The organism is Streptomyces sp. NPDC048106 (genome assembly GCF_040706415.1).
In the GTDB taxonomy this organism is placed as follows: domain Bacteria; phylum Actinomycetota; class Actinomycetes; order Streptomycetales; family Streptomycetaceae; genus Streptomyces.
In genome coordinates, this window is record NZ_JBEZND010000017.1 from 91,847 (window position 1) to 109,570 (window position 17,724).

Below are 17,724 nucleotides of genomic sequence, written 5' to 3' on the forward strand. Positions count from 1 at the left end.
CAAACGGACGCCGTTCACACCCATGGTGAGACCCCGCTCACCCGACGCTACAGCACATCGCGCAGCACCCGGTCCCGGATCATGAGCGCGGCCAGCTTGCCGGGCAGGTCGACCTCGGCCGCGTACCGGAAACCGGCGCCGAGGAACGCGGCGAGGGAGGGTGTGTTGCGGTGGTCGGGCTCCGCCACGACCCGGGCGCAGGCCGGGCGCCGGTCGAGGACGAGGTCGGCCACGGCCCGCAGCAGCGCGGAGCCGAGCCCCCGGCCGCGGTCGCCGGCCGCGCCGAGGAGCAGGTGGATGCCTGTGTCGTGGGGCAGCACCGGGTAGTGGAGGGCCAGGGGGTCCAGGTCGGCCCGGTAGATCTCCCAGTAGCTCATCGGGGTGCCGTCCAGCACGCCGAGGCACGGCACGCTCCGTCCGTCGCCGTCGAGTTGGGCGCGCAGATGGTCCGCGGTGCGGTGCCGGGGGCCGGCCAGTTCCCAGAACTCGGCGACGGCGGGGTCGTTCATCCAGGCGTGGACGAGCGGCAGGTCGCGCTCGATGCGCACGGGCGCCAACCGGAAGGTGCCGACGGGGGTTCGCACCGGCGGCCAGGAGGGGAGGCCGTCGAGGAGGTCGTCGGTGGTCCCGGCGAGGAGACCACCGGTGGTCCCGTCGGTGAGGAGGTCCAGGAACTCGGTGGGGGCGGTGCACACGTCGGAGGGCGGCACGGCGGGTTCCTCTCTGGGCTGCCGAAGGGCCTTACGGGTGAAGGGGGTTGGCGATGGTGACGTACACGGACTGGGTGTCGACCGGGCCGACGAGTTCGTCGAGTCCGTGCAGCCGGGTCAGCAGGTTGGCCTTGCAGCGCAGGACGGGTGAGTCGAGCAGCCGGGCGGGCAGGGGGGTGCGCAGGGCCGCGGGGCCGGTGACGAGGTGGGTGAGGAAGCGGCGGAACGCGGCGAGGAGCAGGCGCTCGTCGGCGAGGTGCTGGGAGCCGAGGGCGCCGATCAGGCCGAACACGTTGTTGACGGCGAGGTAATAGGCGAAGCGTTCGTCGGTGACCTCGTCGGAGACGAAGGTGTCGCTGCGCGTGCCGATGCCGGGCAGCCGGGCGTCGAGTTCGGCGCGGCGGGAGGCGCGGAAGTAGTAGCCCTGGTTGTCCCGGTAGCGGCCGCCCCTGGGCCAGCCGTCGCGGTCGAGCAGGACGAGGGTGTTCTGCTGGTGGGCTTCGAGGGCGATGCCCGCCTCGGCGTCCAGCCAGAGGACGGGCCGGACGACCTGTTCCAGGTAGCGCAGGAACCACTCCGTGGCGACGGCGGCGACGGGGCGGCCGGTGCGGGCGGCGAGCCGGGCGACGAGGAGGGAGAGCCGGGACCGCATGGGCGGAACGGGGCCGCTGGTCGCGGGGGCGGGGTTGGTATCAGGGGCTGGGCCGGGGGTGACGTCGGTGAGTGGCCGGGGCGAGATCAGTCCGGCGACGCAGCCGACGTCGTCGGCCGGGGTGAAGGGGTTGTGCCGGATCATCACGTCCAGTCCGGGCACCGGCCGGCCGTCCGGGTCGTCCACCGCGAGCCATGCCGGATCGCGCACGATGTCGAAGCCGGGGTGCGCGGCCTGCCACTGCCTGGACAGGCCCGCGCGCAGCAGCCGGTGCACCTCGACTCCGCGCCACAGCTCCTTGCGCAGGTTCTCCCGGCGGGAGTTGGTGATGCGCAGGCCCAGCGACAGCTTGAGCATCGCGGGGGCGCCGGAGCGGTACACGGTGCGCACGGAGGAGGTGGGATGCCAGGCGGGGCCGTGCGGGCCGAGGTCCCTGAGGAGTCCCGCGTCGAGCAGCGCGGCGACGGGGGCGCGGTGGCGTACCTCGCGGGCCTGCCAGGGGTGCAGTGGGAGGGCGGTGTATCCGTCGGGCAGGGGCAGGGTGGTCTCCGCCAGGTGCCGGACGAGGTGGTCGGCGGGGACGGGGCGGCCCCGCTCGGTCCAGGCCGAGTCGGTCGCGAGCAGGCAGGGTGCGACGGCCATCCAGTGCAGCGGGAAGGCGCCGTGCGACTCGGGTGAGTAGAGGGGGACTTCCGCCTCCGTCAGGCCCTCGCGGCTCTTCGGGGTCGGGTGCAGGGGGTGGCCGAGCAGGAGGGCCTGTTCGGTACCGAGGAAGAGGTCGGGGCCGTCGGCGGGGGCCTCGCGCCGGTCGCGGATGAAGGTGGCGGTACGGCGGAGGGAGTCGGCCACCCGCGCCACGAGGTCGTCGCCGTCGCCGCCCGCGCCCTCCCCGCTCTCCCCGCCCTCCCTGGCGAGCAGCGCCGCGAGGGTGACGGCGTCGACGGGCGAGGCGGTCTCGGGCGCGTCGGCGAACCGGGGCGGTCCGAAGCGGTGCCAGCCGGCCGGGGACCAGTACCGGACCGGGACGAGCAGGCGGGTGGCGCTGGCGGGGAGCGCGATGTGCAGGGTGCCGGAAGCCGGGGCGCGCAGGCCTGTCTCGCGCACCCAGCACCGCAGCAGGTTCTCCACGGCGGCGGCCTGCGCCGCGGTCCCGGCATCGGGGTCGTCCAGCGGCTCGGCACCGGGCGCGGTCGGCCGGGCCGGATCCACGACCCGCCTGCGCTGCTGCGGGACCGCCTCGACGAACGGCGCGCCGGCAGCGGATGCCCCCGGTTCATCGGGGGCACCGGAGCGGCCGTCGGGGGTGGGCGTGGCGTTCAAGACGGCTCCTCGGGACGTGAGCGGGAGGTGAGCGGATGTGAGCGGATCGGGCGCGGGGCGGGCGCGGGGCGGGCGCGGGTGTGTGCCGGCGGGGGCGACGCGCGGGGGCCGCGCGGCGTCCCCCGCGGGACGAGCGGTTGGTGCGTGGTCTCTCCGTGCCGGCCGTGGTCGTCAGTCGGCGGAGGATGCTGGGCCGTGCCGGAGTGCGTGCTGTGGGCCATGCGTCTCGTGATCGCGGGCCACCGCCCCGACCGCGTCGGTCAGCCGGTCCAGTACGGCCGCCGTCTGCTCGTCGCTGATCGTGAGCGGCGGCAGCAGCCGGACCACCGAGGAGTGCCGCCCGCCGAGCTCCACGATGAGCCCCCGCCGCAGGCACTCCCGCTGGACGGCCGCGGCGAGTCCCGGCGCGGCGGGCCGGGGCGCCCGCGCGGGCTCCGCCCGGGAAGGCACGGCGCCGAAGGCGTGCGCGGCGGACTCCGCGCCGGAAGGCGCAGCGTGCACGTCGTGGGCGGCGGGCTCCCCACCGGCGCGATCCGCGTCCGGGCCGAAGGCGGAGCTCCCCCCGCCGACCGCCCCGCCGACCAAACCACCGGCCGCCCCGTCCCCCTCCGGCTCCACCAGCTCCACCCCGATCATCAGCCCCCGCCCCCGGACCTCCCCCACGCACGCCAACGCCCCGATGTCCGCGCGCAGTCGCTCCATCACCCGTGCCCCGAGCCGGCCCGCCCGCTCCGCCAGGCCGTTCTCCCGGACGAACGCGAGCGTCGCCGTGCCCGCCGCCATCGCGAGCTGATTGCCGCGGAACGTGCCCGCGTGCGCGCCCGGTTGCCAGACGTCGAGGTCGTCGCGGTAGACGATGACGGCCAGCGGGAGGCTGCCGCCGATGGCCTTGGAGAGGACCATCACGTCGGGGGTGATGCCGCTGTGGCCGACGGCCCAGAAGGCGCCGGTGCGGCCGACGCCGGTCTGGACCTCGTCGGCGATCAGCGGGATGGAGCGGTCCGCGGTGAGGCGGCGCATCCGGCGCAGCCAGTCGTCCGGGGCCGGGAGCACCCCGCCCTCGCCCTGCACCGGTTCGAGGATCATCCCGGCGGGCAGCGGCACACCGGACTTGGGGTCGTCGAGGAGCGACTCGGTCCAGCGGGCGGCGAGTTCGGCGCCCTCGGGGCCGCCGACGCCGAAGGGGCAGCGGTAGTCCTGCGGATAGGGCAGCCGCGTGACCTGGACCTCGGGCGCGCCACCGGAGACGGCCAGCGCGCCGGCGGTCATGCCGTGGTACGCGCCGGTGAAGGCGAGGACACCGGAGCGCCCCGTCGCGGTGCGGACCAGTTTGAGCGCGGCCTCGACGGCGTCCGTCCCGGCCGGTCCGCAGAACTGCACGCGCGCCCGCCCGGCGAGACCCGGCGGCAGGGTGCGGAACAGCTCGGTGATGAACGCGTCCTTGACCGGGGTCGCGAGGTCGAGGACCGACAACGGGGCTCCGGAGTCGAGGACTTGGCGCACGGCCTCCAGCACCACCGGATGGTTGTGGCCGAGCGCGAGCGTACCCGCGCCGGAGAGGCAGTCCAGGTAGCGGCGGCCGTCGGCGCCCTCGATGGTCAGCCCGCGCGCCCGCACCGGCACGATGGGCAGGGCCCGTGCGTAGGTGCGCGCCGAGGACTCGCGCGCCGACTGGCGTCGCAGGATCCCCTCGTGCACGGCACCCGCCGGCCCGTGCGCTTCTTCCGCCAACGACTCGGTCACGGCCACGGCTGGCTGTCCTCCCGCGGTAAAAGGCGAGTTGATCCACGGGGACCAAGGACAGGCAGCGGGCCCCCCACCGCCTACAACCGCTCACCACGCGGCGGGGTCACGGCCTGACCCCGGATCGGATCCGGCGGCCCGCGCGCCGCTCGTAGCGAAACCGTTGCCGTTCCGGCGGAGGTCCCGCACACCTGAACGCATAGGGTGTGATGCCGTTCCGCAAGGTCACGGCGCCGGCCCGAACTGCCCATGGGCGGGCCGCCGATGCCATGGCCGAGCGCCGAAGTTCCGTCACCACACGGGGAGTCAAGAGCATGCGATCCATACGGCCGTCGTCCACCACCCGGCGAGAGAGGGGCGCCCGCACCCGCCGTGCCTCGACCTCGCTGGCGGCGGTCGCCCTCGCCTCGGCGCTGGCGCTGACCGCCACCGCCTGCGGCGGCGACGACCAAGCCGGCGGCGACCCGTCCGCCTCCGCCGCCGCGGCCGGCACCGGCGACGGAAAGATCAAGATCCCGGACGACCTGCGGCAGAAGCTCAAGGAACACGGGATCGACGTCGACAAGTGGAAGAACGGCGCCTGGAAGGACTGGAACCGCAAGGACTGGCTACGCGAGGCCAACGACTTCATCAACCCGATCATCAAGGGCCTGTGGGACCCGGACCGGATGCGGCACGCGGGCGACCCGGACAAGGGCGTCGACGACAACGACATCTCCGGTGACCAGGGCGTGACCGACCCGACGCCGCAGGCGGTGAAGGCGCGGCAGGTCGCGGCGCCGTACCACGCCAACGCGGCCACCTCGGGCAAGGTGTTCTTCGACTCCCCCGAGGGCCACATGGTCTGCTCGGGCACGGTCGTGGAGGACCCCGCGCACCCGGGCAAGTCCAACCTCGTCTGGACGGCGGGCCACTGTGTGCACGCCGGCAAGAGCGGCGGCTGGTACCGCAACCTCGCGTTCGTGCCGTCGTACAACAACGCGGCCAAGTCGGTCGACCAGTTGCAGCAGGCCACGCGCGAGCAGATCGCGCCGTACGGCGTCTGGTGGGCGGACGCGGCGCAGACCTCCCAGCAGTGGATCGACCAGGGCGGCGAGACCGGCGGCGACGGGGCGCCGTACGACTTCGCGGTCATCCACGTGACGCCGGAGCAGGGCAGTGGCGGCAAGTCGCTGGAGGAGACGGTCGGCGGGGCGCTGCCGGTGGACTTCAACGCGCCGGCCGTGCCGAAGGTGCAGAACATGACGGCCTCGGGCTACCCGGCGGCGCCGCCGTACGACGGTCAGCTGCTGTACCAGTGCGCGGACAAGCCGGGCCGGCTGTCGATCGTCCAGGACGCCCCGACGATGTACCGGATCGGCTGCACCATGACCGGTGGCGCCTCCGGCGGCGGCTGGGTGGAGACCGGCTCGGACGGCAAGCCGGCGCTGGTGTCCAACACCTCGATCGGCCCGGTGACGACGGGCTGGCTGGCGGGTCCCCGGTTCGGTGACGTCGCCAAGGGCGTGTACAAGTCGGTCAGCGACAAGTTCGCCGGTCAGTAGTCCCCGGACCACGGCGAAGGCCCGCCGCCCCCGAGGGGGTGGCGGGCCTTCGTACTGCCGTGGGTCAGGCCGCGGAGACGGGCGTGTACGGCGCGAGGTCCGCCGCCAGTTCCTCGTGCACCCGGGCCTTGAGCAGGGTGCCCTCCGCGGTGTGCTCCTCGGAGATCACCTCGCCCTCGGTGTGGGTGCGCGCGACGAGCTTGCCGTGGGTGTACGGCACCAGCGCCTCGATCTCGACCGAGGGGCGCGGCAGCTCGTCGTCGATGAGCGCGAGCAGCTCGGCGATGCCCCGGCCGGTGCGGGCCGAGACCGCGATGGAGCGCTTCTCGACGCGCAGCAGCCGCTGGAGGACCAGCGGGTCGGCCGCGTCCGCCTTGTTGATCACGACGATCTCGGGCACGTCGGTGGCGCCGACGTCCCGGATGACCTCGCGCACGGCGGCGAGCTGCTCCTCGGGGACCGGGTGCGAGCCGTCCACCACGTGCAGGATCAGGTCGGAGTCGCCGACCTCCTCCATGGTGGAGCGGAACGCCTCGACCAGGTGGTGGGGCAGGTGCCGGACGAAGCCGACGGTGTCCGCCAGCGTGTACAGGCGGCCGCTCGGGGTCTCCGCGCGGCGCACGGTCGGGTCCAGGGTCGCGAACAGCGCGTTCTCGACCAGGACGCCCGCGCCGGTGAGCCGGTTGAGCAGGGAGGACTTGCCGGCGTTGGTGTAGCCCGCGATGGCGACGGAGGGCACCTTGTTGCGCCGGCGCTCCTGGCGCTTGATCTCGCGGCCGGTCTTCATGTCCGCGATCTCCCGGCGCATCTTCGCCATCTTCTCGCGGATCCGCCGCCGGTCGGTCTCGATCTTGGTCTCACCGGGGCCACGCGTGGCGAGGCCGCCGCGACCGCCACCCATCTGCCGGGACAGCGACTGACCCCAGCCGCGCAGCCTCGGCAGCATGTACTGCATCTGCGCGAGCGCGACCTGCGCCTTGCCCTCGCGGGACTTGGCGTGCTGGGCGAAGATGTCCAGGATCAGGGCGGTGCGGTCGATGACCTTGACCTTGACCACGTCCTCCAGCTGGATCAGCTGGCCGGGGCTCAGCTCACCGTCGCAGATCACGGTGTCGGCGCCGGTCTCCAGGACGATGTCCCGCAGCTCGATGGCCTTGCCGGAGCCGATGTAGGTGGCCGCGTCGGGCTTGTCGCGGCGCTGGATGACGCCGTCGAGCACAAGCGCGCCCGCCGTCTCCGCGAGGGCCGCCAGCTCCGCGAGGGAGTTGTCGGCGTCCTGTACGGTGCCGGTGGTCCACACGCCGACGAGCACGACCCGCTCCAGGCGGAGCTGGCGGTACTCGACCTCGGTGACGTCCTCCAGCTCGGTGGACAGACCCGCCACGCGGCGCAGGGCCGCGCGTTCGGAGCGGTCGAACTGGTCGCCGTCCCGCTCTCCGTCGATCTCGTGGCTCCAGGCGACGTCCTCTTCCATCAGGGCATCGGCCCGAAGACCCTCGGGGTAGGCGTGCGCCATGCGCTTGGCGTCCTGGGAAGGGGAAGAAGAGGAGGTCATTGGATCCTTACGTCGATGGGCGTGCCGTGACGGCGTCGGTACGGCGGCCCGGCCGGACCGCACGTCTTGGTCAACGCACGGGTACCCCGGGAGATTCCCGCGTCCCGCGCGGCGCCGACCCGAAGATGGTCGCACGAGGCGGCGCGTCGCGTCACCGTGTTATCCCGGGGCCGGAGCGGGACCGGGAGGAGGGCCGGAGCACGGCTGGAGCGGGGGCTGGAGTGGCGCCGCCCGCCGCCTCACTTGTGGGCCGGCCGCTTCGCCGGCTTCCCTTCCTTCTTCGACTCCTTCTTGGACGGACTCGCCGGCTTCCAGTCCGGGTGGCCCGGCATCGGCGGGGTCTTCTCGCCGTACAGCCAGCCGTGCAGGAAGCCGCTGAGGTCCCGGCCGGCGACCGTGGAGGCCAGGCTGATGAAATCGCTGGTGGAGGCGTTGGCGTCGCGGTGGTCGCGGACCCAGAGCCGCTCCAGGTGCTCGAAGGCCGGCCGGCCGATCTCCTGCCGCAGGGCGTAGAGGGCGAGGGCCGCGCCGTCGTAGACGCTGGGCCGGAAGATGCTGATCTTCTGGCCGGGCGCGGGCGCCTTGGGCAGGGCGGGCGGACCGCCGGAGGCGCGCCAGCCGTCGGAGGCGCCGTACGCGCGCTTCATCCGGTCGATCATGGGCTGGTGGCCCTTCTCGTCCCCGTACAGGGCCTCGTACCAGGTCGCGTGCCCCTCGTTCAGCCACACGTCCGACCAGGAGCGGGGGCTGACGCTGTCGCCGAACCACTGGTGGGACAGCTCGTGCACCATGACCGAGTCGACGTACCACTTGGGGTAGCGGGGATCGGTGAACAGGTCCTTCTCGAAGAGCGAGAGGGTCTGTGTCTCCAGTTCGAACCCGGTGGTGGCGTTCGCCATGATCACGCCGTACGTCTCGAACGGGTACCGGCCGACCTTGCTCTCCATCCAGGCGATCTGGTCGGGCGTCTTGGCGAGCCAGGGTTCGAGGGTCTCGCGGTCGGCGCTGGGCACCACGTCGCGCAGGGGCAGCCCGTGGGGGCCCTGGCGGCGCGGCACGGCGGAGCGGCCGATGGACACCTGGGCCAGCTCGGTGGCCATGGGGTGCTGGGTGCGATAGGTCCAGGTGGTGCTGGCGCCGACCCGCTCGGAGTCGGTGGGCAGGCCGTTGGCGACCACGGTGTAGGCGTTCGGCGCGGTGACGTGGAAGGTGAACATCGCCTTGTCGGACGGGTGGTCGTTGCACGGGAAGACCAGGTGCGCGGCGTCGGCCTGGTTCGCCATGACGAGGCCGTCGGTGGTGGGCACCCAGCCGCCGTCGCCCTTCTGGCCCTGGTCGGGCCTGGGGTCGCTGGTGTGGTGCACGGTGATCCGGGTCCAGTCGCCCCGGCGCAGCGGTCGCACGGGCGTGACGACCAGGTCCTCCCCGGCACTGGCGAAGTCCGCGGGGACCCCGTCGACCTCGACGGAACGGACGGTGCCGCGCGCGAAGTCGAGGTTGACGCGGTCCAGGTCGGCGGTGGCCCAGGCGTCGATGGTGGTGACGGCCTGGAGCGGCTTGTCGTTGGTGCCCGGGTACGTGAGGTCCACGTCGTACGACGCGACGTCGTAGCCGGGGTTGCCCAGCGTCGGGTACAGCCGGTCGCCGATGCCGAGCGGCACGGGCGGGGCGGCGGCACCGACCAGGCAGAGGGAGGCGGCGACGGCGGCGAGCAGGCCGGCGTTGCGACGCGTGGCCTTGCGCGACCGGGGCGCCGCAAGGGGGCGGGGGCCGGGGGCGGCCTCGTGGCCGGCGGCGCGACCGGGGGCGGCCCGGTGGGGGAGGGCGAGGCCGGGAGTGGCCTCGTAGCCGGTGACCGGCCCGAGGGTGGCCTCGTGGCGGGGCGCGGGGCCCGGGGTGGCCCGGTGGCGGGGATTGAGCAGCATGGACCACCGCTACCAGCGCCCGCGCGCCCGGCGGTGGCGACGCGCGACCGGCCCACTCGAACGGGTTGCCCGCTACGGGGTTCGGGGGGCCGGCGCCGGGTACTGGGCGCGGCCGTACGTCGTTCAGGAGCCCTGGTGCCGGGTGCGACTCACGTCGTACACGCCCGGGACGTCCCGCATGGCGCGCATGAGGGACGGCAGGCCCGCGGCGTCGGGGAGCTGGAGGGTGTAGGTGTGGCGCACCCGCTGCTCGCTCGGCGGTTCCACCGTGGCGGAGACGATGTCGCCGCCCGCCAGCGCGATGGCCTCGGTGAGGTCGGCGAGCAGCCCCCGGCGCCCGAACGATTCGGCGACCAGCGTGACCCGGCACGCGGTGGTGTCCCCCCAGCGCACTCCGATCTCCGCGCGCCCCCTGCTCTTCATATGCGCCACCGCCGCGCACTCCACGCGGTGCACGGTCACCACTCCCCCGCGCACCGGGAACCCGGTGATCTCGTCGGGCGGCACGGGCGTACAGCATCCGGCGAGGCGGACGGCCGCGCCGGGGCGGTCGGTGCGGACGTCGGCGCCCTGGGGGCGTCCCGCGGGGCCGGGCCCGGAAGCGCGCCGTTCGGGGAAGTCGGCGTCGGCGCGGTAGCCGGCCGGCTCCTCGGCCGGGGCGCCCCCGCCGGGGTGCGTGGCCAGCCAGCGCTGGATGGCGATGCGGGCGGCCGGGGTGTGGGCGTGCTCCAGCCACTCGCGGGAGGGCTCCGAGGCGGGGTCCTGACCCATGAGGAGTTCGACGGTGTCGCCGTCCTTCAGGACGGTGCTCAGCGTGGCCAGGCGGCCGTTGACGCGGGCGCCGATGCAGGCGTGCGCGTCCTCGCCGTACTGCCCGTAGGCGGCGTCCACGCAGGTGGCGCCCTCGGGCAGGCCCAGGGTGCCGCCGTCCGGGCGGAAGACGGTGATCTCGCGGTCCTGGGCGAGGTCCTCGCGCAGGGTGGACCAGAAGGTGTCGGGGTCGGGCGCGGCCTGCTGCCACTCCAACAGGCGGGAGAGCCAGCCGGGCCGGGTGGGGTCGGCGCGCTCGCCGTCGGCGGGGTCGTCGGCGCCGGGGGCGTCGGCGGCGGAGGCGTCGGCGGCGGAGGCGTACGGGTTGCCGAGCGCGACGACACCGGCCTCGGCGACCTTGTGCATCTGGTGGGTGCGGATGAGGACTTCGACCACCTGGACGTCGTTGGAGGTCCCCCCGGGCGAGTCGGCTCGGGCCTGGGGGAGAGCGACGGCGGTGTGCAGCGACTGGTACAGGTTGAACTTGGGTACCGCGATGAAGTCCTTGAACTCCGAGACCACCGGCGTCATACAAGTGTGCAACTCGCCGAGCACGCCGTAACAGTCGGCGTCCTCGCCCACCAGCACCAGCAGCCGGCCGAAGTCGGCGCCGCGCAACCGCCCGCGTTTACGGGCCACTCGGTGCACGGAGACGAAGTGGCGCGGGCGGATGAGGACTTCGGCGGGGATCCCGGCCTCGCGCAGCACCGCGCGCACCTCGTCGGCGACCACGGCGAGGGGATCGGCGGCGCGGGCGGCGTTCTCCGCGATGAGTTCCCTGGTCCGCTCGTACTCCTCGGGATGGAGGATGGCGAAGACCAGGTCCTCCAGCTCGGTCTTCAGGGCCTGCACGCCGAGGCGTTCGGCCAGCGGGATCAGTACGTCGCGCGTGACCCCCGCGATCCGCGCCTGCTTCTCGGGGCGCATCACGCCGAGGGTGCGCATGTTGTGCAGCCGGTCGGCGAGTTTGATCGACATCACGCGTACGTCGCTGCCGGTGGCGACGAGCATCTTGCGGAAGGTCTCGGGTTCGGCCGCGGCCCCGTAGTCGACCTTCTCCAGCTTGGTGACGCCGTCGACCAGGTAACGGACCTCCTCGCCGAACTGCTCCCGCACCTGGTCCAGCGTCACCTCGGTGTCCTCGACGGTGTCGTGGAGCAGGGATGCCGTCAACGTCGTGGTCTCGGCGCCGAGTTCGGCGAGGATGAGGGTCACGGCGAGCGGGTGGGTGATGTACGGCTCGCCGCTCTTGCGCGTCTGGCCGCGGTGCGAGGACTCCGCCAGGAGGTAGGCGCGGCGCAGGGGTTCGAGGTCGGCGTCGGGGTGGTGGGCGCGGTGCGCCTCCACCACATGGCCGATCGCGTCGGGCAGTCTGTCCCGGGCGGCGGGCCCGAGCAGCGCGGCCCGGCCGAGCCGGCGCAGGTCGATCCTGGGCCGGGATTTCCGGCGCACCGTCGCGGGCGCCACGGCTGCCGTCGCGGCCGTGGGCACCACCGGGACCGGGGTCGGGGGGTTCGTGGCCTCCGCACTCATGGGCACCTCCGGCTCGTGGACCGGCGGACGGAGCCCCAGGGCATGCGCGGCGCGGGGCGCCGACGCTCCCCCGTCCGTGCCGGTGCTTGATGCTACCGAGCCCACCACGTGCGACCGACCGCCTCTCGCCGAGCGTGAAACGGATCACCCAATCGAGCGATGAACATGGAGGTTTAAGTTTTGCGCCACCTGCCCTCGGGTCGCCCGTGGATTCGATCCGGACCGGGGCCACGGAACCGCTGCTCCGGGTGCCCGGGACCGTCGTGAGGGAGGTTTCGGCAGGTCAGCGAAGCGCGTTTTCCAGCCACTCGCCGTCGATCTCGCCCTCGGCGACGATCACCGCGGGCCCGGTCATCTCGACCTGGCCGTCCGGCCGTTCGGTGATGACGAGGCGGCCGCCGGGCACGTCCACGGTGTACGTCGCCGGGGTGCCGGTGACGGCCGGGTCGGCGCCGTCACGGCGGGCGGCGGCCACGGCGACGGCGCAGGCGCCGGTGCCGCAGGAGCGGGTCTCGCCGGAGCCGCGCTCGTGCACCCGCATGGCGACATGGCGGGGGCCGCGGTCCACGACGAACTCGACGTTGACCCCCTCCGGGTAGGCGTGCTCCGGGCTGACCGGGGGCGCGGTGAAGAGGTCGCCGGCGTGCGCGAGGTCGGCCACGAAGGCGACCGCGTGCGGGTTGCCCATGTTCACGTTCCGCGCGGGCCAGCTGCGCTCGCCGACGCGTACCGTGACGTCCCCTTCGGGGAGGCGGGCGTCGCCCATGCCGACGGTCACGTCCCCGTCCTTGGCGATGTGGACGCTCTTCACGCCGCCGCGCGTGGCGATGGCGAGGTCGCCCTCGGCGACATGGCCGGCGTGCTGGAGGTAGCGGGCGAAGACCCGGACGCCGTTGCCGCACATCTCCGCGATCGAGCCGTCGCTGTTGCGGTAGTCCATGAACCACTCGGCCTCGCCGGCCATCGCCCGTGCGTCGGGGTGCGCGGCGGAGCGCACCACGTGCAGCACTCCGTCGCCGCCGATGCCGGCCCGGCGGTCGCACAGGGCGGCCACGGCGGCCGGGGACAGCTCGATGGCGTTGTCGGGGTCCGGGACGATCACGAAGTCGTTCTCCGTGCCGTGACCCTTGAGGAAGGCGATCCGCGTGCTCATTCCTCGATCGTACGGGGTGGGTACGACAGCGGTCCTGCGGCGGCGTCGCGGGGCGGTCGCGGTCAGCGCAGGCGGGCCACGCGCCACACGGCGAGGACGGCCACCACGGCGACCAGCAGCGCGTAGCCGAGGACGACCCGCCAGTCCAGCCGGCGGCCGGAGCCGCGCGGGGGCAGGCCCGGCCAGGTGTAGCCCACGCGGCGGGCGGCCATCATGCCCCACCCCGCGGCGCAGGAGCAGATCAGCAGGCCGAGCATGGCGATGACCGCGCCGCTGTCGCCGTCGAAGGCGAGCGGGAAGGCGAACATCAGGGAGCCGAGGGCGGACAGCCCCACGATGGGCGCGAGCTGCCAGATGCGCAGCCGGCGCTGCGGGCGCAGTTCGACCTCGACCTCGGGGCCGCTGGTGTACATCTCCTCGGGCGCCGGACCGTCGGCGGTCACGCCGTCCGGGGTCTCGTCGGGTCCGTCGTCGGCGAGGGGGTCCTCGGCCTCGGCCAGACGGTCCACGGGCTCGGCCTCGACGGCCTCGACCTCGGCGAGACGCTCACTCTCGGCCATACGGGATTCACCCCCGCCCAGCCGTTGTCCACCTTCGACACGAAGGTCCTCGCCCCGGTCCGATCGGTCACCCTCGGTGGTGACGTGCTCGGCACCTGGTGCGGTGTCGCGAGGGCCGGCCTCCATCGCCACGCGCCCTCCCAACTAGGACTCCACTTGGTCGATCGAAGCTCGATGATGGCATGGCGCCGGATGCGCCGATGACCCGCGGCGCATCCCGATGCCATCACGTGATCAGGCTGTGACCGGTCGTTCGACCAACGTCAGGGCCTGCCCGGGAAGTTCCCCGAGGTCGGCTTCGGCACCGCTCAGCCAGTGCACACGGGGGTCGCGGCGGAACCAGGAATCCTGCCGGCGCGCGAAGCGCTTGGTGGCGCGCACGGTCTCGGCGCGCGCCTCCGCTTCGGTGCACTCGCCGGCCAGCGCCGCGAGCACCTGCTGGTATCCCAGCGCGCGCGACGCCGTGCGCCCGTCGCGCAACCCCCGCGCCTCCAGCGCGCGCACCTCGTCCACGAGACCGGCGTCCCACATCCGGTCGACACGCCGCGTGATCCGGTCATCCAGCTCCGGGCGGCCCACGTCGACGCCGATCTGGACGGTGTCGTACACCGAGTCGTGGCCGGGGAGGTTGGCGGTGAAGGGCTGGCCGGTGATCTCGATCACCTCCAGGGCGCGGACGATGCGGCGGCCGTTGCCGGGCAGGATCGCGCGCGCGGCCTCGGGGTCGGCGGCGGCCAGGCGGGCGTGCAGGGCGCCGGAGCCGCGCAGCGCCAGCTCCTCCTCCAGGCGGGCGCGGACCTCGGGGTCGGTGCCGGGGAACTCCAGGTTGTCGACGGCGCCGCGGACGTACAGCCCTGAGCCGCCGACGAGGACCGGCCAGCGGCCCTCGGCGAGCAGCGCGTCGATGCGGGCGCGGGCCAGCTTCTGGTACTCGGCGACCGAGGCGGTGACGGTGACGTCCCAGATGTCCAGCAGATGGTGGGGCACGCCGCCGCGCTCCTCGGGCGTCAGCTTGGCGGTGCCGATGTCCATCCCCTGGTAGAGCTGCATCGAGTCGGCGTTGATGACCTCGCCGCCGAGTTGCTGGGCCAGGAAGACGCCGAGATCGGACTTTCCGGCCGCGGTGGGTCCGACGACGGCGATGACGCGGGGGGCGAGGGGTGCGCTGCTCACCGCACCAGTCTCGCAAACATGGCGGCGGGGTCTCGAACGAGTTACGTGACGAGGCGGTCGCCGGGTCGTTGCCCGAGGTGAGGCGCCCTTCGCGGGGCCGCCCGAGGCGGTGACCGGGGCGGCGCGACCGTACGCACCGCGTGACGCGGGAATGCGCCCGCACGAGTACCGTATGGAGTGGAAATGGGCATGTTCGCACGGCTTCTGGGCAGGTCGAAGACGACGCGGGAAGCGCCGGCCGAGGCGGCGGAGACGGAGCCGGCAAAGGCCGCCGTCATCGACGAGTCGTCCGAGGGCACCGGGATCCCCCGGCAGCAGTCCGCCGAGGGTGTCCGCGAGTGAACCGCTCCGCGAGGGAAGGTGGATCATGGGTCTGTTCGACAACATGAAGGCCAGGCTCGGCCCGGCCAGGGACAAGGTGTCCGACCTCGCGCGCCAGCACGGCGACAAGGTGCAGCACGGCCTCGACAAGGCCGCCAAGGCCGTCGACGACCGGACCAAGCACAAGTACAGCGACAGGATCCAGGCCGGCACGGGCAAGGCCAAAGAGGCCATGGACCGCCTGGCCCACCTGCACGACCATCCCGACGGCACGCCGGGCGCCCAGCCGAATCCGCCTACGCCGCCGCAGGGGCCGCCGCCGGCTTCCTGAGGCGGGCGGGCTCCGAGGGCGCCCGTGTCCTGGCGTGGTCCTGGCGGCCGACGACCGTCAGGACCACGTCGTGACCACGTACCCCACCCCGTACGGCGCGTCCTCGTACAGCAGGGCTCCCGTGAGCGCGGTGCCCTCGGCGGCGCCCGCCAGGATCTGCCAGGGGGCGCGACCCGAGGCCTTCAGGGCACGGGCCAGGGCGGGGTCCAGGGCGCGGACGGCCGGGAGGTCCGCCGTGGCCAGGGCCTGTGCGGCCGCCGCGTCGAAGGGGGCCGCGCGGTCGTCCAGATAGCCCGGGGCCTTGACCGTGCGGCAGGCGCTGGCGTCGCCCATGACGAGGAGTGCCACGCGATCGGCGCGGGTGCCGAGTTCCCGGCCGCTCTCGGCGCACTGCTCGGGGGTGAGCGTCTCCTCCGCGCCGAGGCCCTCGACCGGGGCGTTCGTCCAGCCGGTTCGGTCCAGCAGCCAGGCGCCGACGGCCAGCGAGGACGGCAGCGCGCGCTCCGCGACCGCGTCCCGGGCGGGCCCCAGGCGGACATCCAGGTCGACGCCGAAGCCCCGGAACGAACCCCGGGTGCCCCGCGGGAACGGGCCGCCCTCGCCCGGCCCGGCGGGTCCCACCACCACCAGCAGGTCAGGGCGGGCGGCCGCGAGTACGCCGAGCGCGTCCGTGCAGGCCGCGCGGGCGGCGTCCATCTCGGCCGCGGCACCCGCGGCGACCTCGGGCACGAGCAGCGGCGGGCAGGGGCAGACGGCGGCGGCGACAAGCATGATCGGCAGGGTAACCCGGCACCGCCGCGGACGGGCAGTCCGGCCGGGACCGCGAGGTCCCGGCCTCGCCGTCAGTCGCAGCCGCAGCCGCTCGCCGCCGCGGGCAGCGGCGCCGGAACGCCCACCTTCGGCAGGCCCAGCATCACACCGGCCGGCTTGGCGGCCTCCTCGGCCGTGCGCTTCTCCCACGCGTCGCCGGCGCGGGTGCGGCGCACCGCGAGGACCGGGCCCTCGGCGAGCAGGTGGTGCGGGGCGGCGTACGTCACCTCGACCGTGACCACGTCACCGGGGCGCACCTCCTGCTCCGGCTTGGTGAAGTGGACCAGCCGGTTGTCGGGAGCGCGCCCGGAGAGCCGGTGCGTGGCGCCGTCCTTGCGGCCCTCGCCCTCCGCGACCATCAGCTCCAGGGTGCGGCCGACCTGCTTCTTGTTCTCCTCCCAGGAGATCTCCTCCTGGAGGGCAACGAGCCGCTCGTAACGCGCCTGGACGACCTCCTTCGGGATCTGGTCCTCCATGGTCGCGGCCGGGGTCCCGGGCCGCTTGGAGTACTGGAAGGTGAAGGCCTGCGCGAACCGCGCCTCGCGCACGACGTGCAGCGTCTGCTCGAAGTCCTCCTCGGTCTCGCCCGGGAAGCCCACGATGATGTCGGTGGTGATCGCCGCGTGCGGAATCGCGGCGCGGACCTTCTCGATGATCCCGAGGTACCGCTCCTGCCGGTAGGAGCGGCGCATCGCCTTCAGGACGGTGTCCGAACCGGACTGGAGCGGCATGTGCAGCTGCGGCATCACGTTCGGCGTCTCGGCCATGGCGGCGATGACATCGTCGGTGAAGTCGCGCGGGTGCGGGGAGGTGAAGCGGACCCGCTCCAGGCCCTCGATCGTGCCGCAGGCGCGCAGCAGCTTGCTGAAGGCCTCGCGGTCGCCGATGTCGGAGCCGTACGCGTTGACGTTCTGGCCGAGCAGCGTGATCTCCGAGACGCCCTCGGCGACCAGCGCCTCGACCTCGGCGAGGATGTCGCCCGGCCGGCGGTCCTTCTCCTTGCCGCGCAGCGCCGGGACGATGCAGAAGGTGCAGGTGTTGTTGCAGCCGACGGAGATCGACACCCAGGCGGCGTACGCGCTCTCGCGCCGGGTCGGCAGCGTGGAGGGGAACGCCTCCAGCGACTCGGCGATCTCGACCTGCGCCTCCTCCTGGACGCGGGCGCGCTCCAGCAGCACCGGCAGCTTGCCGATGTTGTGCGTGCCGAAGACGACGTCCACCCAGGGCGCCTTCTTGACGATGGTGTCGCGGTCCTTCTGCGCCAGGCAGCCGCCGACCGCGATCTGCATGCCGGGCCGGGACGCCTTCCTCGGCGCGAGCCGGCCGAGGTTGCCGTACAGCCGGTTGTCGGCGTTCTCCCGCACCGCGCACGTGTTGAAGACGACGACGTCCGCGTCGCCGTCGGCGTCCTCCGGCGCCCGCACGTACCCGGCCTCTTCCAGCAGCCCGGCCAATCGCTCGGAATCGTGGACGTTCATCTGGCACCCATAGGTGCGGATCTCGTAGCTCTTGGGTGCGGGCACGTCCACTGCGGGGCTCCGGTCGCTGCTGCTGGTCATGGCTCAAGGGTAGGCGGTCCCGGGA

Annotated in this window: 14 protein-coding genes; 3 read left to right on the forward strand and 11 right to left on the reverse strand. The window is 73.7% G+C overall.

The genetic code is table 11. The annotated features are described in order from the left end of the window. Positions 1–47: 47 nt before the first annotated feature. From AB0927_RS19255 to AB0927_RS19265, 3 genes are all read right to left on the reverse strand, one after another. Positions 48–671, reverse strand: a complete 624-nt coding sequence (locus AB0927_RS19255; RefSeq protein WP_366668871.1) for a GNAT family N-acetyltransferase — start codon at positions 669–671, stop codon at positions 48–50. Between the two features lie 70 nt (positions 672–741). Continuing rightward, positions 742–2,682, reverse strand: a complete 1,941-nt coding sequence (locus AB0927_RS19260; protein ID WP_366668823.1) for an IucA/IucC family protein — start codon at positions 2,680–2,682, stop codon at positions 742–744. A gap of 171 nt (positions 2,683–2,853) precedes the next feature. Continuing rightward, positions 2,854–4,431 carry a diaminobutyrate--2-oxoglutarate transaminase family protein gene (locus tag AB0927_RS19265; protein ID WP_366668824.1) on the reverse strand — a complete coding sequence of 526 codons (1,578 nt, stop codon included), beginning with the start codon at positions 4,429–4,431 and terminating at the stop codon, positions 2,854–2,856. 308 nt (positions 4,432–4,739) lie between these two features. Here AB0927_RS19265 and AB0927_RS19270 point away from each other — a divergent pair, with 308 nt between their 5' ends. After that, positions 4,740–5,969 carry a hypothetical protein gene (locus AB0927_RS19270; protein WP_366668825.1) on the forward strand — a complete coding sequence of 410 codons (1,230 nt, stop codon included), beginning with the start codon at positions 4,740–4,742 and terminating at the stop codon, positions 5,967–5,969. A gap of 64 nt (positions 5,970–6,033) precedes the next feature. On the opposite strand, the gene hflX is transcribed toward AB0927_RS19270, so the two are convergent. The 6 genes from hflX to miaA all read right to left on the reverse strand — a co-directional run bounded on the left by hflX (position 6,034) and on the right by miaA (position 14,678). Then, positions 6,034–7,524 carry a GTPase HflX gene (hflX, locus tag AB0927_RS19275; RefSeq protein ID WP_366668826.1) on the reverse strand — a complete coding sequence of 497 codons (1,491 nt, stop codon included), beginning with the start codon at positions 7,522–7,524 and terminating at the stop codon, positions 6,034–6,036. A gap of 239 nt (positions 7,525–7,763) precedes the next feature. After that, complete coding sequence (locus AB0927_RS19280; RefSeq protein ID WP_366668827.1) at positions 7,764–9,449, reverse strand: M1 family aminopeptidase; 1,686 nt, start codon at positions 9,447–9,449, stop codon at positions 7,764–7,766. A 123-nt stretch (positions 9,450–9,572) separates the two neighbouring features. Then, positions 9,573–11,792: an HD domain-containing protein gene (locus AB0927_RS19285; protein WP_366668828.1), complete on the reverse strand. Its 2,220-nt coding sequence runs from the start codon at positions 11,790–11,792 to the stop codon at positions 9,573–9,575. A gap of 283 nt (positions 11,793–12,075) precedes the next feature. Next, positions 12,076–12,945: a diaminopimelate epimerase gene (gene dapF / locus AB0927_RS19290; protein ID WP_366668829.1), complete on the reverse strand. Its 870-nt coding sequence runs from the start codon at positions 12,943–12,945 to the stop codon at positions 12,076–12,078. A 62-nt stretch (positions 12,946–13,007) separates the two neighbouring features. Continuing rightward, positions 13,008–13,505, reverse strand: a complete 498-nt coding sequence (locus AB0927_RS19295; protein ID WP_366668830.1) for a hypothetical protein — start codon at positions 13,503–13,505, stop codon at positions 13,008–13,010. A 234-nt stretch (positions 13,506–13,739) separates the two neighbouring features. Further along, positions 13,740–14,678 carry a tRNA (adenosine(37)-N6)-dimethylallyltransferase MiaA gene (miaA, locus tag AB0927_RS19300; protein WP_366668831.1) on the reverse strand — a complete coding sequence of 313 codons (939 nt, stop codon included), beginning with the start codon at positions 14,676–14,678 and terminating at the stop codon, positions 13,740–13,742. A gap of 189 nt (positions 14,679–14,867) precedes the next feature. Here miaA and AB0927_RS19305 point away from each other — a divergent pair, with 189 nt between their 5' ends. Together AB0927_RS19305 and AB0927_RS19310 are read left to right on the forward strand one after the other, a co-directional pair. After that, the gene (locus tag AB0927_RS19305; RefSeq protein ID WP_366668832.1) at positions 14,868–15,020 is read left to right on the forward strand and encodes a hypothetical protein; all 153 of its coding nucleotides are present in this window, start codon (positions 14,868–14,870) and stop codon (positions 15,018–15,020) included. A 25-nt stretch (positions 15,021–15,045) separates the two neighbouring features. Continuing rightward, positions 15,046–15,330 carry an antitoxin gene (locus AB0927_RS19310; protein WP_366668833.1) on the forward strand — a complete coding sequence of 95 codons (285 nt, stop codon included), beginning with the start codon at positions 15,046–15,048 and terminating at the stop codon, positions 15,328–15,330. 57 nt (positions 15,331–15,387) lie between these two features. On the opposite strand, the gene AB0927_RS19315 is transcribed toward AB0927_RS19310, so the two are convergent. Next, positions 15,388–16,101, reverse strand: coding sequence for a class III extradiol dioxygenase subunit B-like domain-containing protein (locus tag AB0927_RS19315; RefSeq protein WP_366668834.1), 714 nt, complete (start codon positions 16,099–16,101; stop codon positions 15,388–15,390). 71 nt (positions 16,102–16,172) lie between these two features. Further along, entirely contained in the window at positions 16,173–17,699 is a 1,527-nt protein-coding gene (miaB, locus tag AB0927_RS19320) for a tRNA (N6-isopentenyl adenosine(37)-C2)-methylthiotransferase MiaB (RefSeq protein ID WP_366668835.1), read from the reverse strand. Between the last annotated feature and the right edge of the window lie 25 nt (positions 17,700–17,724).

What these genes read in the sequence shown, in the direction of transcription:
- AB0927_RS19305 (WP_366668832.1), top strand. Translation starts at nt 14,868, where the DNA reads ATGTTCGCACGGCTTCTGGGCAGGTCGAAGACGACGCGGGAAGCGCCG.
- AB0927_RS19310 (WP_366668833.1), top strand. Translation starts at nt 15,046, where the DNA reads ATGGGTCTGTTCGACAACATGAAGGCCAGGCTCGGCCCGGCCAGGGAC.
- AB0927_RS19295 (WP_366668830.1), bottom strand. Translation starts at nt 13,505, where the DNA reads ATGGCCGAGAGTGAGCGTCTCGCCGAGGTCGAGGCCGTCGAGGCCGAG.
- miaB (WP_366668835.1), bottom strand. Translation starts at nt 17,699, where the DNA reads ATGACCAGCAGCAGCGACCGGAGCCCCGCAGTGGACGTGCCCGCACCC.
- dapF (WP_366668829.1), bottom strand. Translation starts at nt 12,945, where the DNA reads ATGAGCACGCGGATCGCCTTCCTCAAGGGTCACGGCACGGAGAACGAC.
- AB0927_RS19315 (WP_366668834.1), bottom strand. Translation starts at nt 16,101, where the DNA reads ATGCTTGTCGCCGCCGCCGTCTGCCCCTGCCCGCCGCTGCTCGTGCCC.
- AB0927_RS19270 (WP_366668825.1), top strand. Translation starts at nt 4,740, where the DNA reads ATGCGATCCATACGGCCGTCGTCCACCACCCGGCGAGAGAGGGGCGCC.
- AB0927_RS19285 (WP_366668828.1), bottom strand. Translation starts at nt 11,792, where the DNA reads ATGAGTGCGGAGGCCACGAACCCCCCGACCCCGGTCCCGGTGGTGCCC.
- AB0927_RS19280 (WP_366668827.1), bottom strand. Translation starts at nt 9,449, where the DNA reads ATGCTGCTCAATCCCCGCCACCGGGCCACCCCGGGCCCCGCGCCCCGC.
- hflX (WP_366668826.1), bottom strand. Translation starts at nt 7,524, where the DNA reads ATGACCTCCTCTTCTTCCCCTTCCCAGGACGCCAAGCGCATGGCGCAC.